We start from the raw sequence: 16,598 nt of genomic DNA, 5'->3' as shown, positions 1-16,598 counted from the left end.
CGTCACCACCCGCCGAGCCCGCGGACACCTCCACACCGCTCAACTTTGAAGACCCACGATGACGCACTCGTAGTGGGGCCGTGACGCGGTCGTCGTCAGCCCGAGGTGCTCGACGAGTTCGGCGTCGGTCGGCGCGGACAGCAGCACGCCGTCCGGGAACCGCACCAGCGGCAGCGCGGCGCCGGGCCGCTCCGCCAGCAGGAGGAGGGCCTCCGGATCGCGCTCCACGTTCAGGAACTTGAACGGCTGGCCGTTGCGGGTGAAGAAGTCCCGCACCGCGTGCGTGCCCGGAGCCACCAGGTGGCCGGCCACCAGAATCCCGTCGTAGGCCGGGCGGTAGCTGGCCAGCCAGTCCGACAGCAGGTCGTCCAGGACCGGGAACAGCCGCTCGTGCGGCGGGTCCCAGGGCTTCATCAGGTAGTAGTCGAGGCGCACCTGGTTGATCGCGGTGATCGCCGCCTCGGTCTCCGCGTACGCGGTGAGCAGGACCCGCCGGGCGTCCGGGAACCGGCTGACCGCCTCCAGCAGGAACTCGACCCCGGTGATCTCCGGCATCCGCTGGTCGACGAGGAACAGCGCCGGATCGTGGCCGCGCTCGTCCAGTGAGTCGAGGATCTTCAGCGCGTCGGTGGCCGAGGATGCGCCGAGGATCCGGTACCGGTCGCCATAGGCCGCGCGAAGGTCGCGGCGCACGGCCCGCAGCACCTGCGGGTCGTCGTCCACGGCGAGGATCACCGGCTTGCGGCTCTCCTCCGCGGTGCCCGTCGCGGCGTGCCGGGTCGCGGCGGACCCGGAGTCCCTGCCGCGCTCGGCGGTCACGGTCCCGCCCGAGCCGCGGCTCGTCCTGCCGTGCTTTCCCCAGTTCATGCCAGCTCCATCATGAGTCGGTCCACGTAGCACCAGGCCCACGCCTCACCGGGCTCGTGCGAGGCGGCGATCGGGTGCCCGGAGGCATGGAAGTGCTTCGTGGCGTGGCGGTTCTTGGAGGAGTCGCAGCAGCCGACGTGTCCGCAGCTGAGGCACATCCTCAGATGGACCCAGACATCGCCGAGGGCCAGGCATTCCTGGCAGCCCTCGGTGCCGGCCGTCACCGGGCGCATCCCTTCCAGATGCGTACACCTGCTGGTCATCGGAAGTCCTTCTGATCGGGGGCTGAAGACTTCGTTGCGTTGGGCGGGGGTTGCGACAACATCAACACTAGGTGCGCGTGCCACGCTCCCCTTCCGTGTGCCTGCGGACCTCAGGAAGTCCCGGCGTCACTTCCTGAAGTTCTCTTCCCACTTCCTGAGGTCGCCGGCCGACTCCCTGACGTCCGGGCCGCGCCGAAATCTCTACCTCAAGAAGTCGCACCGGTTGTCTTGGACCCCGGCCCATGGTCCGCGCAGTGTGGGTTGGGTAAACGACAAAGGCAGCCAGGAGGATCCGTGAGCAGGAAGATTCTGGTCATTGTCTCCGAGCATGGTTATTGGGCCGAAGAACTCATAGGCCCGGTGTCCGAGTTCGATGAACAGGGTTATGAGGTCGTCTTCGCGACGCCCACCGGAAAACGGGCGCACGCCCTTCCGCCCAGCCTCGACGAGAACTACGTCGACCCGCCGCTCGGCCGCAGCGTCACCACCGCCGAGAACGCCCGGCTGGGCCGCGAGTTCGACGAGGGGGGCCGGCTCGACAAGGCGGTCGACATCTCGGCCTGGGTCCCGGAGCGGCCCTACACCAGCGACGAGGACTATCTGCGCAAGCTGGAGCAGTACCACCGCGACCTCGACCGGCTCGCCGAGGACGTCCGGGAGTACGACGCGATCCTGGTCGTCGGCGGCAGCGGCCCCATCGCCGACCTCGCCAACAACGAGCGCGTGCACGCCCTGGTCCTCGCCTTCAAGGAGGCCGGGAAGGTGGTCGCCGCCGAGTGCTACGGCGTCGCCTGCCTCGCCTTCGCCCGCGACTGGGGCGACCGCAGGTCCATCATCTGGGGCAAGCACGTCACCGGTCACTGCAAGGAGTACGACTACAAGGACGGCACCGGATTCCTCGGCACCGACTTCAACATGGGCCCGCCGCCGTATCCGCTCGAGTACATCCTCCGTGACGCCACCGGACCCGACGGGGCCTATCACGGGAACTTCGGCCACCCGCTCTCGGTGATCGTGGACTACCCGTTCGTCACCGGCCGTTCGACCCCGGACTCGTATCTCACGGGCCAGAAGATCGTGGAGGTCCTGGAGAACGGCCTCACCCGGTACGGCTGGTAATTCCGGGAGATGACAGAGAGTCCGCAGGAATCCGGAGGCAATTCATGACGGCAGAGCCGGGCAAGACCAAGCTCATCGAACAGTTCAAGGCGGACGGCCTGAACTTCATGTGACCCCCGTCGACAGCGGGTCGGCGGCACCGGGAGGCTGCGCCGACCCGGCAGGGTCGGCGCGGGCGGAGTCGGCGCGATCGACGGGGAAAGGGTCGACGAGGCCCACCGGGCCGGGCGCGAGCGGCAGCCGGGGCGGCTGGAACGGACCGGCCCGCTGACCGGGCCTGCCTCGACCGCCGTCATCCGGATGCCCCTGCAGCACGAGTTCACCCGCTGAGCCCCAGCCGGTCCGGATCTCACCCGAAGGTCAGGTGGAACCATGCTGGACATAGCGTCCGAACTGCGCGAGTGGTGCCTGCGGGAGCGGGACTTCGCGCTCGCCACCGTGGTGGCGGTGGCCGGCAGCGCCCCCCGGTCCCCCGGTGCGGCACTGGCCGTCGACGAGACGGGCGCCGCCCTCGGCAGCGTCTCGGGCGGCTGCGTCGAGGGCGCCGTGTACGACCTGTGCCGGGAGGTGCTGGAGACCGGCGTGCCGGTGCTGCAACGCTTCGGCTACAGCGACGACGACGCCTTCGCCGTGGGGCTCACCTGCGGCGGTGTGCTCGACGTCCTCGTCGTGCCGGTGCGGCGCACGGACGCCTCCCGCCCCGCGCTGTCGGCCGCGCTGGACGCCCTGGCGCACGGACGCACCACGGCGGTGGTCCGCGTCGTGGAGGGGCCCGCCGGTCTGCTCGGCCGCGGTGCTCTGGCCGTGCGTGCCGACGGGACGTACGAGGGCGGCCTGCAGGGCACCGCCGCGCTCGACACCACGGCCGCGGCCGAGGCGGCGGTCCTGCTCGCGCAGGGGCGCACGGCGACCGTGCGCGTGGGCACCGAGGGCGGGCTGTGCGGCGAGCCGGTGACGCTGTTCGTCGAGTCCGCGGCGGCGCCGCCCAGGATGCTCGTCTTCGGCGCCGTCGACTTCGCCGCCGCGCTGGTGCACGCCGGACGGTTCCTGGGCTTCCGCGTCACCGTGTGCGACGCCCGTCCCGTGTTCACCACGGCGGCACGGTTCCCGGACGCGGACGAGACCGTGGTGGACTGGCCGCACCGGTACCTCGACGCGGAGGCGCGGGCGGGCCGGCTCGACGGGCGCACGGCGTTGTGCGTGCTGACCCACGACCCGAAGTTCGACGTGCCCCTGCTCGACCTGGCGCTGCGCCTTCCGGTCGGCTACGTCGGCGCCATGGGCTCCCGGCGCACCCATCGCGACCGCCTGGCGCGCCTGCGGGAGACGGGCGTCCCCGACGAGGCCCTCGCCCGGCTACGCTCCCCCATCGGCCTCGACCTGGGGGCGAGAACCCCTCAGGAGACGGCGCTCTCCATCGCCGCGGAGATCGTGGCGGTGCGGCACGGCGGCACGGGCGTCCCGCTGTCGGCCACCGGGGCCCCGATCCACCGCACGGCGCCCACGCGGCCGACTCCGCAGACGGCACCGACGACACCGACGGCACCGACGAGCCTCCCGGCCGGTCTCCTGACCTGAGGCCTCGTCAGCCGGAGACGGCCTTCGCCCATCCCCGGGCGACCGTCTCCTTCGCCTTCTCCAGCTGTGCGTCCGTGGGGAACCTCGGCGTTCCCTCGACCGTCGGCAGCTGTGCGGCGGCGGCCTCGTCGAGGGTGCCGTCCCTCTTCATCACGTCCATGAGCACCGGGCGGGCGTAGCCGTACAGCCGGAGGTTCTGGCCCTCCACGCTGAAGAGGTACTCCTGCCACAGGCGGGCGGCCGCCGGGTGGGGGGCGTTCTTGTTGACCGCCTGCGCGTAGTACTGGGCGAAGCTGCCGTCGAAGGGGATCGCCACGCGCCAGTTCACGCCGTTGCCGCGGAGCCGGTCGGCGTAGCCGAGGTTGAGGTAGTCCCAGTTGATGGCGATCGGCGTCCGGCCGTCCGCGACCGCCGCGGCGCTGGAGGCGACGGGGTTGAAGTTGCCGCGCTTCTTCAGCTCGGCGAAGAAGTCGAGACCGGGCCGGATGTCGTCGAAGGACCCGCCGTTGGCGAGCGCGGCGGCATAGACGGCTGCGAAGGCGGAGTTCGCCCGGGTCGGGTCGCCCTCGAGCGCGACCTTGCCCTTGAAGCCGGGCTTCAGCAGGTCGGCGAAGGTCTCGGGACAGGGCTTGACGCGGTTGGCGTCGCAGCCGATGGAGATGTAGCCCCCGTAGTTGTTGACCCAGCGGGCCTTCCGGTCCTTCTGGTCGCCGGGGATGGAGTCGAAGGCGGCGACCCGGTAGGGCGCGAGCAGCCTCTGCCGGGCCCCGGCCCGCGCGAACGTGTCCCCCACGTCGATCACGTCCGGTGCCGTGGGCCGCTTCCCGCTCCTGCGCACGGTGTCGAGCTCGTCCTCGCTGTGGGCCAGCGGATCGTCGACCGTGACCTTGATCCCGTACTTCTTCTCGAAGCCGTCGATGAGGCCGCCGTAGTTGGCCCAGTCACGCGGGAGCGCGATCGCCCTGAGCATGCCTTCCCGCTTCGCCGCGGCGGTCAGCGCGCCCATGCCGCCCGCGTTCCGGGCGGAGGTGGCCACCGACGGCTTCTCGGGCCTGGCGGGCGACGGACTCTCGCAGGCGTTCGCGCCCAGTGCCGTGAGGGCGAGGCAGCCGGCGACGGCCGCTGCTCGGGCGCGCGGTGCGGTCACGACGACTCCAGAAAGTGGGGTGGTGGGAGGAGGGCGGTCAGCCCTCCGCTGTGCCTCCTGGCCTCCTGGCCTCCTGGGCTTCCTGCGTCGACGATGTGGTCGTCGAGGCCAGCGTACCCGCCCGCCCCGATCACGGGAGCCACCCAGGGGAGCCCGCGAGCTGCGCCTTTGCCGGCGCGATCCCCCACATGTGCCCTTCACAGCGCCGTGCCGTCGCTCCCGAGCAGGATCTCGCCGAGCTCCTCCACCGACGGCGCGGCACCCTCGTGGAGGGGCTGCTCGGCCCAGATGACCTTTCCGTTGGGCGTGTACCGGGTGCCCCAGCGTTCGGCGAACTGGGCGACCAGGAAGAGTCCGCGGCCGCCCTCGTCGGTGACGCCCGCCCGGCGCAGCCGCGGGGAGGTGCTGCTGCCGTCGGAGACCTCGAAGATCAGCGTACGGTCGCGGATCAGCCGCACCGTGATGGGCTCCGCGCCGTAGCGGATGGCATTGGTGATCAGCTCGCTGAGGATGAGTTCGGCGGTGAAGGCGTTCTGCTCCAGGCCCCACTCCGTCAGCCGGCGGGCGCAGGCCCCGCGCACCGGGGCCACCGCCGCGGGCTCCCTGGGCACCTGCCACTCGGCGATCTGCGCGGGGTCGAGCCGGCGGGTGCGGGCCACCAGCAGCGCGATGTCGTCCTTGGGCCGGTCGGACAGCATGGCCTCCATCACCGCCGCGCACGTTGCCTCCGGGGCGCGGTAGGGCCCGGTCAGGGCATCGCGCAGGGCCGACAGACCGGCGTCCGGGTCGCGGTGGCGGTCCTCGATCAGGCCGTCGGTGTACAGCACCAGCCGGGAGCCCTCGGGCACGGTCAGCTCGGCGCTCTCCACGGGCAGGCCGATGCCCAGTCCCAGGGGCGGGGACACGGGCACCGGGGGGAAGTAGACGGTCCCGTCGGGACGGACCAGCGCCGGTCCCGGATGGCCCGCGGTGGCGATGGCCAGCCGCCCGGAGGTGGGGTCGTAGACGGCGTACAGGCAGGTGGCGCCGGTGATCCCCTGGCCGTCCTCTCCCACGGCGGCCTCGTCGGCGTCGATCTGGGCCACCAGTTCGTCCAGCCGGGTCAGCAGCTCCTCCAGCGGCATGTCCAGGCAGGCGAAGTTGTGCACGGCGGTGCGCAGCCGGCCCATGGTCGCCGCGGCGTGCAGACCGTGACCGACCACGTCGCCGACCACCAGCGCCACCCTCACCCCGGACAGCGGGATGACGTCGAACCAGTCGCCGCCCACCCCGGCCTGCGCGGGCAGATAGCGGTAGGCCACCTCCAGGGCGCTCTGCTCGGGCAGCCCGCGCGGCAGCAGGCTGTGCTGCAGCGTGACGGCCATGGTGTGTTCGCGGGTGTAGCGGCGGGCGTTGTCGACGCACACCGCCGCGCGGGCGGCCAGCTCCTCGGCGAAGGACACGTCCTCGCCCTCGAACGGCGGGGAGGGGTCCCTCCGCCAGAAGGCCGCCGTCCCCAGGATCACCCCGCGCGCCCGCAGCGGGACCGCCAGCAGGGAGCGGAAACCGTGGTCCAGGATGCGCCGGGCCCGTTCGGGGTCCTGGTCCCCCAGGCCGTCGGCTGTGCGCAGGTCCTTCACCAGGACCGCCCCGCCCTCGGCCGTCCCCGCACCGACGGGGTGGGGGGTGACGGAGCGGATCAGCTCGCCGACCGGGTGGAGGAGCGGGCCCTCGCCGGGACCGGCGAGGGCGGCCAGGCGCATCCCGGCGGTCGCGCCGAGGGACTCCTCACCGTGCAGCACCGGGTCCAGCAGCTCGACGGTGACGACATCGGCGAACCGGGGCACCGCCACCTCCGCCAGTTCCCCGGCCGTGCGACGCACATCCAGCGTGGTGCCGATCCGCACCCCGGCGTCGTAGAGCAGTTTCAGCCGCTCCCGCGCTCCCTCGGCCCGGCCGGAAAGGGCCAGCAGCTCGGTGGTGTCCCGTAGCGTCACCACGCTGCCGCCGGGCCCGTGCGGTGCGGTGAGCCGCTTGTTGACCGCCAGGAGCCGGTCGCCCGCCAGGTGGACCTCGTCCGTGGCCGGGCTGCCGGAGGCCAGCAGCCCGGCGAGGGCGTCCTCCAGCCCCAGAGCGGTGACATGGCGGTGCTCCGCGTCCGCCGGCAGGTCCAGCAGCCGTCGCGCCTCGTCGTTGGCCAGCAGCAGCCGGCCGTCGCCGCCGACGATCAGCACCCCTTCGCGCACGGCGTGCAGAACCGCGTCGTGGTGCTCGTACATCCGGGTCATCTCGGCTGGGCCCAGACCATGGGTCTGCCGCCGCAACCGGCGGCTCACCAGACCGGCCCCGCCCGCGGCGATGACGAGCGCCCCGGCCGCGCCGCCGAACAGGACGGGCAGCTGATGCTCCAGCCGGTGCTGCACCCTCTCGACCCGGACGGGGGCGGTGACGACGGCGACAACCGAGCCGTCACCGTCCTTGACGGGGACCGCCGAGACCACGGACAGCCCCAGGGTCCCTCTGAAGGTCCTGGTGAACGCCTTGCCTGCCGCCGCCTCCGCGTAGGGGCCGATGACATGCTTGCCGATCTGCCGCGGGTCGCTGTGGGTCAGGGTGATCCCGTCCAGCCCGTACACGATGATGGCGTCGACGCCCGCGGCCTTCCGGGCCGCCTCCGCGTGCGGCTGCAGCACCGCGCTCGGATCGGGGCCGCGCAGTGCCGGCAGGACCCCCGGGGCGTTCGCGAACGTCTCCGCCGCGGCGAGCGTCCTGCTGCGGGCGTCCGCCATGGTGTCGCGCCGGGCCTGCACCACGAGAGCCACCAGCGCCGCGGCGACGATCAGCGCCACGACCGCCAGCTGCAGCAGGAAGACCTGGCCGGCGAGGGAGCGCACGCTCAGCAGGGAGCGCAGGCGCCACCGGGTCTCCCCGGGCGCATCGGGCACCGAGCGCGCGAATCGACCTGAAACTCCCTTCATGTTCTATTTCTATCGCTTCTGGAACGCCGACCACGAGACGGCCACGGCCGGCCCGCGGCGTTCGGGAGGCTCACCGTCGTACAGGTCGAGCCAGCCGGCCCGCGCGAGGTGCCAGGACTTCGCAGCCGGGGACGGGGGCCGACCACGGGGGCGGGGGCTCGAACGAAGCCGCCGTCGGGCGCGAGCGGCCCACGGGACGGCCTCCACCGCGGGTGTCCGGACCGTGACGGCGTGCAGCCGGGCGCAGGCGGCGCCCCGCGCGAGCAGGTCGTCGCGTGTTCCGCGCTCCACGACCCGGCCGTAATCCAGCACCAGGATCTCGGTGGCGTCCCGCCTCCCGAAGAAGCCGGGTGGGAGGCCCCGGACGCGCCGGAACACGTCCGACCGCAGGGAGAGCAGGAAGCGCTCGCCGACCCGGGTGGTCGTCGCGTCGCCGGCGGACGGCAGGAGGCGAGCGTCACGGCCGACCGGACTGACGTCACGGCAAACCGGACTGACGGCACGTCAGCTCGCGGGCTCACGCCGAGGGGCCGGGGAGCGCCTGCTCGCACCAGATGACCTTGCCGCTCAAAGTCTGCCGGGTGCCCCAGCGCTGGGTGAGCTGTGCGACGAGCAGCAGGCCGCGGCCCCCCTCGTCGAACACCCGGGCCCGGCGCAGATGCGGCGCGGTGCCGCAGCCGTCGAACACCTCGCAGATCAGCGTCCGGTCACGGATGAGCCGCAGCCGGATCGGGGGGCAGCCGTAGCGGACGGCGTTGGTGACCAGCTCGCTGACCACCAACTCGGTGACGAACGACGCTCCCTCCAGTCCCCACTGACACAGTCGGCGGACCACCTGCGCACGGACCCCGGACACCGCCTCGGGGACGGCGGGCACGTCCCAGGTGACGACCTGGTCGGCGTCGAGACGGCGGACCCGGGCCAGCAACAGGGCGGCGTCGTCGGCCGGTTGGTCGGCGTGGCCGGGGAGCAGCGCCTCGACCACCCGGTCGCTCAGGGCGTCCGGCGATGCCTCTGCGCCCGTCAGTTCCAGCAGGAGCCGTTCGAGGCCCACGCCCACGTCGTGCTGCCGGGACTGGACCAGGCCGTCGGTGTAGAGCGCGAGGAGGCTGCCCTCCGGCAGCTCGACCTCGAGCGACTCGAACGGCAGTCCGCCCAGCCCCAGCGGAGGGCCGGCCGGCAGTTCCAGGAAGTCCGCCGTCCCGTCCGGCCACACCACCGCGGGGGGCGGGTGCCCGGCGCGGGCGAGACAGCACAGGCCCGTCGCCGGGTCGTAGACGGCGTACAGGCAGGTGGCCCCGATGTCGCCCGGCGCGATCGCCTCCGCGCCGGGCTCCGACTCGTGGGCCAGCCTGATGACGAGGTCGTCGAGCCGGGTGAGGAGCTCGTCCGGAGCCACGTCGACGTCCGCGAGGGTCCGCACCGCGGTGCGCAACCGGCCCATCGTCGCCGATGCCTGGAGACCGTGGCCGACCACGTCGCCCACGACGAGCGCCACCCGCGCACCGGACAGCGGTATCACGTCGAACCAGTCGCCGCCCACACCGAGCGCCGGGGCGCCCGGAAGGTAGCGGAAGGCCGCCCGCACCGCGGACTGGTCCGGCAACCGCTGGGGCAGCAGATTGCGCTGCAGCGTCAGGGCCGCCGTGTGCTCGCGGGTGAAGCGCCGGGCGTTGTCCAGGCAGACGGCGGCCCGGGCGACCAGGTCCTCGGCGAGGGACAGATCCTCGTCCTCGAAGGGCTCGGGGTGCCGGGAGCGGATGAAGACCACCACGCCCAGCGTCGTGCCCCGGGCGTTCACCGGGACCACGATCCAGGAGTGGAACCCGTACTCCAACGCCCTGGCGAGGCGCTCGGGGTCCTCGGCCACCCAGAATCTCGCCTCGGGCATGGTCCGGTACAGCCCGGAACGCCCCGTCGCCAGGCAGCGGGCCTGCGCCGAGTTCGCCGTGACGACGTCGACGTCGCCGACCCTGACCACGGCCTCCGGCTCGCCCTTCCGGACGGAGCGGTGCGCCACCCGGCGCAGCACGGCCCCGGTGACCGGTCCCGGCGGCGGCTCCTCGCCGCTGAGCAACGCCTCCACCAGATCGACGCTCACGAAGTCGGCGAGCCGGGGCACCGCCAGATCGGCCAGTTCCTGTCCGGTGCGCATCACGTCCAAGGTGCTGCCGATGCAGGTGCTGGCCTCGTTCAGCAGGGCCAGCCGCTCCCGGGCGCCGTACTGCTCGGTCGAGTCGATCACCGTGGCGCACAGGCCGATCACCCCGCCGGCCCGGTCGCGCAGCGGCGAGGCGGAGGCGGTGAAGCACCGGTCGTGATCGGGATCGCCCTTGGTGCGCCCGCGGACGAGGACGCCCTCCTCCGCCCGCCCCGTCTCCAGCACCCGGCGCATCCGCGCCTCCCACTCCACGACATCGGTCCCGCTCAGAACGGCGGACGGGGCCCGCCCGATCCGGTCCTCGTCGGGCACGCCGGTCATGCGCCGCATCGTCTCGTTCTGCCGCACGAAACGCAGGTGGGTGTCGTAGACCGTCACGCCCACGGGGCACCCGGTCATCACCCAGCCGGCCAGTGCCCGCTCCGCCGCCAGCCCTTCCTCGCGCTCCTGGAGCAGCAGCCACAGCGGTCCGGCGCCCTCGCCGCCCGTGCACCGATAGGCCGCGACCGGCACCCGCAGACGGTGGCCGTCCCGGTTGCGGACCTCGGCCCTGCCGTGCCACTCGTCCGGGCCGGCCGGCCAGTCGGCCGGCACTCCCAGCAGATCGGCGGCCGAGCGGCCGACGGCCTCCGTGGCATCGCGGCCGACGAGCAGGGCCGCGGCGGCGCTCCACGCCACGACACATCCCCGCGCGTCCACCACGGCCAACGGCGCGACGTGGTGCTCCTTCATCACTCCAGAGTCACCCCAGGCCCGTACGCAATCAACCAGGAGACGGGCCGGGCGACGACCGGCGCGTTCGGGACCGACGTCCCGAGGTGGGGCCGTCCGGCCCCTGTCGTGCACCCCTGCCGAGGAGGAACCGTGTCCCACGAGGCTGATGGAGCGGCTGCGGCCATGTGCTTCCGGGGGCCGAGGGGGATCCGACGCCCGTTGTGACAGAGAGAGTGAGACGAGCATGCTGAATTTCCTCGGCAGCCAGAACGGACGCGCCGTGCGGGCGATCCTGGGCGTGGCCTTCATCGTCATCGGCGCCACGCTGGGCGGGGCCTGGTGGGCCCTGGCCGTGGTGGGCCTGCTTCCGCTGGCGACGGCCATCCTGGACGTCTGCCTGGTCGCCGGGCTGGCGGGCCGGCCCGTCTCGGGCAAGGCCCTGCGCGCCGGACGCTGAGCCCCACACCACCGGGCCGCGTCGCACCCCCAGGACGCCGGGCGTCCGGCGTCCTGGGGGTGCGGTCGGGCGGTATCGGCGCGAGAAACCGGGCAACGTGGTGGGAACACGCCCCGGGCCTTGCCGCAAGCCCCCCGGTGCCCGGTGCGCTACGGGGTGAGGTGGCGTGCACCGCCGTCTCCGCGCGCGCCCTACTGGACCTCTGCGGGCTGTCCGTCGCTCATTCCCAGCCGGGCCTGTTCCTCCTCGACGATGCGGCGGGCCATCTCCGCGTCCGACACGTCGACGGCGTCCGGGGTCGCCTCGGCCACCGCGCTGCGGCGGGCGTAGGCGTCGAACAGGCGAGCCTTGTTCTCCAGCATCTTCACCATCCGCTCATCCACTCCTCCCGCGGCGAGGAGGCGGTGCACCCGCACCGACCGGACCTGCCCCATGCGATGGGCCCGCGCCACTGCCTGGTGTTCGATGGTCGGCTTGACCTGGGGCTCGCAGATGATCACCACAGAGGCGGCCTGAATGTTCAGCCCGACCCCCGCGGCCTGGATCTGCGCCAGCAGCACCGCAGGGCCGGACACGGCCGCGAACTCGTCGACGAGCAGTTGCCGGCGTGCGGGCGGTACGCGCCCGCTGAGGGGTCCGAGTACGGGGCCACCGCCTCGCACCCCGGCATCGAGGGCAGCCTTCACCACCCCCAAGACGGCCCCGAAGTTCGAGAACACCACCACCTTCAGCCCGTTCTCCGCGGCCTCCTGGACTATTTCGCCCAGCCGGACGAGCTTGGCGGACTTCTCGGGGCGCGCGTACGCCGCCCTGCGCATCGCCATGAAATTGCCGGCGCGCACAGCCTCGCGGTAGGCCGCCTCGTCCGAGGCGCTCAGCTCCTCCCACTCGTCCGTGTGCTGGAGGCTGGGCAGCTCGGTCAGCACGTCCGCCTGATTGCGGCGCAGATAGACGGGGGCGACCGCCTTCCGGAAGCCAACGGACCCGGCCGGTCGGTCAGGGCCGCCGAGACGTTCCGCCACGCCGGAATCGAGCATCCGGACCAGGCTGCGGAACTCGGCGACACGGTTCTCCATCGGTGTGCCGGTCATGAAGAGGACCCGTTCGCACTGCCCGGCCCACCGGATGACCGCCTGGGACCGCAGGGCCTTGGGATTCTTCACCCAGTGCGCCTCGTCGACGACCAGCATTCCGACCTCTTCCCTGCCCGGGCCCGGAAATCCGCGCAGGGCGTCGAAGGTGGTCACGGCGACGCCGCCCCGCCCCTTCCAGTCGGCGAACGCGTCCTGCCGGCCCGGTCCGTGCAGGGGTGTGACGCACAGTGCGCTGCGGGCCTCGATCTCCCGCGTCCAGTTCACCAGGACGCTCGCCGGGCAGACGACCATGAAGTGGCTGTGCCCCTCGGCGGACAGATGCGTCAGAGCGGCGATGGCCTGGATGGTCTTGCCGAGCCCCATCTCGTCACCGAGGATCACCCTGCGCTGAGCGAGGGCGAAGCGAGCGCCGAACGCCTGATACCCGCGCAGTGAGACCCGGCAACGGGAGTCGTCGAGGTGCTGCCCCCGCACGCGTTCGGCGATGTCGTCGGGCAGGAATCCCTCGGCGGCGGCCGTGTCAGGAGCCCGGCGGGAGACCTCGGCGAGCAGGCCGTAGTACTCGGCGGAGCGCAGTTCGAAGTCGGCCCAGGCCGCGACGTCGGTCGAAGGCCCGCGCAGCAGGTCCACCGACGCCTGGGCGAGCGACTCGGCGGTGCCTGCGCGGGCCGCCTCGTCGGTCACCGCACGGATCCCGTCGACGGCCTCCAGCGCGCGGGTCCTCCCGGCCCGTCCGGCCAGCAGCATCCGCAGGCGCCCGGCGACAGGCTTGGCCTCGGCCAGCAGCGGGCCCAGCCGCTTGGACAGGGCGCCGGCCGTCTCCACTGCGCGCCGGGCGTCCGGCCCGGCTTCCGCCAGTACGTGCAGAGCCATGACGAGCGCCGTCGTCTGTGGCTCCGGCCTGTCCACATCGATGTGCACCGCGACGGTCTCGCCTGCGGCCTCGGACAGCCGGCGTGCGGCGGCGATGATCTGGTCAGCCGTCCGCTGCCCCACTCCGGGGATCTGCCGCAACCGGTAGGGACCGGCTTCGAGCACCTCCCTGACCGTGCGCAGTCCGCTCTTCTCGACGTTCCCCAGCCGCAGCCGTCCGCTGGTGACGTCCTGAAGCCGGGCCACGGGAACAGCGGCGAGCGCCTGCTCCACCGCCGCGTCGTGAATCGGCTTCAGTGCCGCCCGTACCGCTTCGACAGCCCTGTCGTGGTCGGCGACCAGCGACCGTGCCGCCTCATGCAGTCGCGCTCCTCTCGCGACCGCGTCCCGCTCACTGCGCCCCATCCGGCCCCCCTCTCATCGTGCCCCGCGTCCTCCGGTCCCCCCACCGACCGGTGTGGCCCGGCCGAGCGTGGTGGCGTCGGGGCCGTGGCGGAGCAGTAGTCCGCCGGCGTCGTGGACGCACGTCGTGCCGCCCACGGTGCCTGTCGAGGATAGTTCGCAAAGCCGACGGGTGGCCTCCGCCACGAGTCCTGCCGCCGGTCCGTGCACGGGGAGTTGACGGCGCGCGTATGGTGAAGAGGAAACGCATCAGCGCCCGCCCCGGGTTGTGAGCCGGGCGGCGACCGCCTGTCTGCTCCCGCGTTCGGACCGCGAGAACGGCGAGTTCTGGCTCGACTACCACGGCTGGCTCTGGGACGGGCGCCGCAACAGCCTTGCTGAGAAAGAGCAGTTGCTCGGCCTGCCCTGCCGCGATGTCCGCACTCTCGCCGGCCGGCTCGGTGCGGCCACCGGCCCGGTCCGCCTGCTGCGGGGCCACGACCCGGGCGTCGACGCCGCTCTCGGCGGGAGGGCGACGGCCGAGCGCGACGAGGAGTTCCGCGCGGCCCTTGCCGAGATGCGCCTGGTCAAGGACGAGTTCGAGATCGCCGATCTCCGCTTCGCCTGCGATGTCACCGTCCGCGGCTTCGAGGACGTCGTCCGCTGCCTCGGCACCGCCGCACCGACTTCCGAGCGCCTCATCGAGGGGACGTTCTGGACGCGCGCACGGATCGAGGGCAATGACGTCGGCTATGCGTCGATCTGCGCGGCGGGATCTCACGCCACGACCCTGCACTGGGTCCGCAACGACGGCCAGGCCCGTCCGGGTGACCTCCTGCTGCTCGACGCCGGGGTGGAGACCCGCAACCTCTACACCGCCGACGTCACGCGCACTCTGCCCGTCGACGGCCGCTTCACCCCGATCCAGCGCAAGGTCTACCAAGCGGTGTACGCGGCACAGGAGGCCGGCATCGCCGCGGTCAAGCCGGGTGCCGCGTACCGTGACTTCCACGATGCCGCTCAACGGGTCCTGGCCGAGCACCTGGCCGCCTGGGGCCTGTTCGGGGACCGGCCGGCGGACGAGGCCCATGAACTCGGACTGCAGCGCCGCTGGACCCTCGCCGGCACCGGTCACATGCTCGGCCTGGACGTCCACGACTGCGCCAAGGCCCCGACCGCGACGTATGTGGACGGCGCACTGGAGCCGGGCATGGTGCTCACCGTCGAGCCGGGCATCTGCTTCCAGCCGGACGACCTGACCGTTCCCGAGGAGTACCGCGGCATCGGCGTACGGATCGAGGACGACACCCTGGTGACCGGGGAAGGCAACGAGAACCTCTCGGCCGGCCTGCCGCGGGAGGCGGACGATGTGGAGGCATGGACGGCCCGGCTGCGCGGCTGACGTCTGTCGAACCGATACCACGGCCGGAGGCGCCTGATCGCCCTCGGATCCGCCAAAACAACGTGACATTGTATAGGTCATTGGGCTGGGCACACGGAGGAGCGAAGATGCGTCATCTCAAACCGCAGGTGATCTCCGTCCAGACCCATCTGCGCGATCAGGTCGCCGATGCGCTCCGCGTTGCCCTCATAGCCGGCGAGCTTCGCCCGGGTGTCATCTACTCCGCCCCCACCCTGGCGGCGGAACTCGGCGTTTCCGCCACCCCGGTGCGCGAGGCCATGCTGGACCTGGCCAGGGAGGGCTTGGTCGAAGCGGTGCGCAACAAGGGGTTCCGCATCACGGAGATGACCGACCAGGACCTGGACGACTTCACCGAGATCCGCACCCTGATCGAGGTCCCCACCGTGGGCCGCATCGCCGCGACGGCGAGCGCCGAGCAGTTGGAGGCTCTGCGTCCGCTGGCGCAGCAGATCGTCACGGCCGCCCAGGAACACGACGTTCTCAAGTACCTCGAAGCCGATCACCGGTTCCATCTGGAGCTGCTGGCCCTGGCCGGCAACCACCATCTCGTGGCGGTGGTGTCCGACCTGCGCAAGCGGTCACGCCTGTTCGGGCTGGGCAGCCTGAACGAGACGGGACGTCTGGTCGCGTCCGCCAAGGAGCACGTCGAACTCCTCGACCTGATGGCGGCCGGCCAGGTTCAGGAGGCGGAGAACTGCATGCGCCGCCATCTCTCACACGTCCGCACCCTGTGGGCGGACGGCCCGGAGGACGCCCAGGACCACGGGCCGGCCCTCCGGCCCGTCAGCCGGTAGGGTCTCCGGCCCCCGGGAAGTACCGGCGCCGCCCGGCGACCGCCTCTTCAAGGCCCGATCCGCCGCACACCTGGAATCTCGACAGACGCCGGCCCGAGTTTCCGGCCGACGGCACACGGGGCGGGACACAGCCGGGTAACAGAGATGACATAACCACGCATTTGTAATGCGTGACATTGCACAGACCGTAGCGGTTGGTGCCTCGGGGCGGGGAGACCTGCCGGGACCGGCACGCCTGTGCAGCGAGCCTGGCGACCACGGCGGTGCTCATCGTCGTGTCGAAGCCGACGCGTTCCCGGCTGGCGCCGATGAGGAGCGTGCCGCCGCGTGTGCCCTCGACGACGCACGAGGTCTCCAGTCCGGCGTCGGACGAGGCGACATTGGCGACGTAGTCGGCGGAGCAGACCTTGTGCCGGACCATCGGCAGCAGCGGTTCGGTCACCAGCACGAAGCCACGGCGTGGCAGCACCTCGATGGGCGCACCGAGGCGGCGGCCGACCTCACCTCCCCATGTCCCGGCGGCATTGACGACGGCATCGGCGGGCAGGACGGCGCGGGCCGTCGTCCGGATGCCGGTGACCCGGCCGTCCCGGCCCGTCACCACGGCGGCGACCTTCACCCTCGTGGAAGCGCGCGCCGCGCCGCACGGCGGCGCGCAGCAGCGCGGCCGCCGCAAGGACCGGCTGCACCTGGGCATCCTGCGGATAGTGGACGCCGCCGGGAATCCCGGGAGCCAGGTGGGGTTCGAGGTCCTGCACATGGCCGACCGG

General features: G+C 72.4%; 11 protein-coding genes and 2 pseudogenes. 5 read left to right on the top strand and 8 right to left on the bottom strand.

All coding sequences use genetic code 11. The features are described 5' to 3' along the window. Positions 1 to 39 precede the first annotated feature (39 nt). Both ACFSL4_RS36600 and ACFSL4_RS36595 read right to left on the bottom strand, forming a co-directional pair. Positions 40 to 867 carry a response regulator gene (locus ACFSL4_RS36600; RefSeq protein WP_381092408.1) on the bottom strand — a complete coding sequence of 276 codons (828 nt, stop codon included), beginning with the start codon at positions 865 to 867 and terminating at the stop codon, positions 40 to 42. Then, a complete protein-coding gene (locus ACFSL4_RS36595; protein ID WP_381092406.1) occupies positions 864 to 1,130 on the bottom strand; it encodes a UBP-type zinc finger domain-containing protein in 267 nt (88 codons plus the stop codon). Before ACFSL4_RS36595 ends, ACFSL4_RS36600 begins: the two co-directional genes overlap by 4 nt. A 294-nt stretch (positions 1,131 to 1,424) precedes the next feature. Between ACFSL4_RS36595 and ACFSL4_RS36590 the strand changes: the two genes are divergently transcribed. Both ACFSL4_RS36590 and ACFSL4_RS36585 read left to right on the top strand, forming a co-directional pair. Next, on the top strand, positions 1,425 to 2,249 hold the full coding sequence (locus tag ACFSL4_RS36590; protein WP_381092404.1) for a type 1 glutamine amidotransferase domain-containing protein: 825 nt from the start codon (positions 1,425 to 1,427) through the stop codon (positions 2,247 to 2,249). Positions 2,250 to 2,621: 372 nt separating this feature from the next. Continuing rightward, on the top strand, positions 2,622 to 3,827 hold the full coding sequence (locus tag ACFSL4_RS36585; protein ID WP_381092402.1) for an XdhC family protein: 1,206 nt from the start codon (positions 2,622 to 2,624) through the stop codon (positions 3,825 to 3,827). Positions 3,828 to 3,834: 7 nt separating this feature from the next. Here ACFSL4_RS36585 and ACFSL4_RS36580 read toward each other — a convergent pair whose 3' ends face one another. The 4 genes from ACFSL4_RS36580 to ACFSL4_RS36565 form a co-directional block, all read right to left on the bottom strand. After that, on the bottom strand, positions 3,835 to 4,974 hold the full coding sequence (locus ACFSL4_RS36580; RefSeq protein ID WP_381092400.1) for an ABC transporter substrate-binding protein: 1,140 nt from the start codon (positions 4,972 to 4,974) through the stop codon (positions 3,835 to 3,837). A gap of 197 nt (positions 4,975 to 5,171) precedes the next feature. Next, positions 5,172 to 7,931, bottom strand: a complete 2,760-nt coding sequence (locus ACFSL4_RS36575) for a SpoIIE family protein phosphatase (protein WP_381092398.1) — start codon at positions 7,929 to 7,931, stop codon at positions 5,172 to 5,174. Between the two features lie 9 nt (positions 7,932 to 7,940). Then, a complete protein-coding gene (locus ACFSL4_RS36570) occupies positions 7,941 to 8,309 on the bottom strand; it encodes a hypothetical protein (RefSeq protein ID WP_381092396.1) in 369 nt (122 codons plus the stop codon). 139 nt (positions 8,310 to 8,448) lie between these two features. Further along, positions 8,449 to 10,824: an ATP-binding SpoIIE family protein phosphatase gene (locus ACFSL4_RS36565; RefSeq protein WP_381092394.1), complete on the bottom strand. Its 2,376-nt coding sequence runs from the start codon at positions 10,822 to 10,824 to the stop codon at positions 8,449 to 8,451. 226 nt (positions 10,825 to 11,050) lie between these two features. Here ACFSL4_RS36565 and ACFSL4_RS36560 point away from each other — a divergent pair, with 226 nt between their 5' ends. Beyond that, complete coding sequence (locus ACFSL4_RS36560; RefSeq protein ID WP_381092392.1) at positions 11,051 to 11,263, top strand: YgaP family membrane protein; 213 nt, start codon at positions 11,051 to 11,053, stop codon at positions 11,261 to 11,263. A gap of 191 nt (positions 11,264 to 11,454) precedes the next feature. On the opposite strand, the gene ACFSL4_RS36555 is transcribed toward ACFSL4_RS36560, so the two are convergent. Continuing rightward, complete coding sequence (locus ACFSL4_RS36555; RefSeq protein ID WP_381092390.1) at positions 11,455 to 13,635, bottom strand: DEAD/DEAH box helicase; 2,181 nt, start codon at positions 13,633 to 13,635, stop codon at positions 11,455 to 11,457. A 277-nt stretch (positions 13,636 to 13,912) separates the two neighbouring features. Here ACFSL4_RS36555 and ACFSL4_RS36550 point away from each other — a divergent pair. Together ACFSL4_RS36550 and ACFSL4_RS36545 are read left to right on the top strand one after the other, a co-directional pair. Continuing rightward, positions 13,913 to 15,013, top strand: a pseudogene (locus tag ACFSL4_RS36550) (M24B family metallopeptidase); the annotation flags it as partial. A 107-nt stretch (positions 15,014 to 15,120) separates the two neighbouring features. After that, complete coding sequence (locus ACFSL4_RS36545) at positions 15,121 to 15,828, top strand: GntR family transcriptional regulator (RefSeq protein WP_381092388.1); 708 nt, start codon at positions 15,121 to 15,123, stop codon at positions 15,826 to 15,828. Here the strand turns inward: ACFSL4_RS36545 and ACFSL4_RS36540 are convergent. Further along, positions 15,818 to 16,595: pseudogene (locus ACFSL4_RS36540) on the bottom strand (NAD(P)/FAD-dependent oxidoreductase); the annotation flags it as partial. The gene ACFSL4_RS36545 and the pseudogene ACFSL4_RS36540 sit on opposite strands and share 11 nt — an antisense overlap. Positions 16,596 to 16,598 lie beyond the last annotated feature (3 nt).

This window comes from Streptomyces caeni, assembly GCF_042678285.1.
GTDB lineage: Bacteria > Actinomycetota > Actinomycetes > Streptomycetales > Streptomycetaceae > Streptomyces > Streptomyces caeni.
This window is presented reverse-complemented; position numbering and strand designations above follow the sequence as displayed.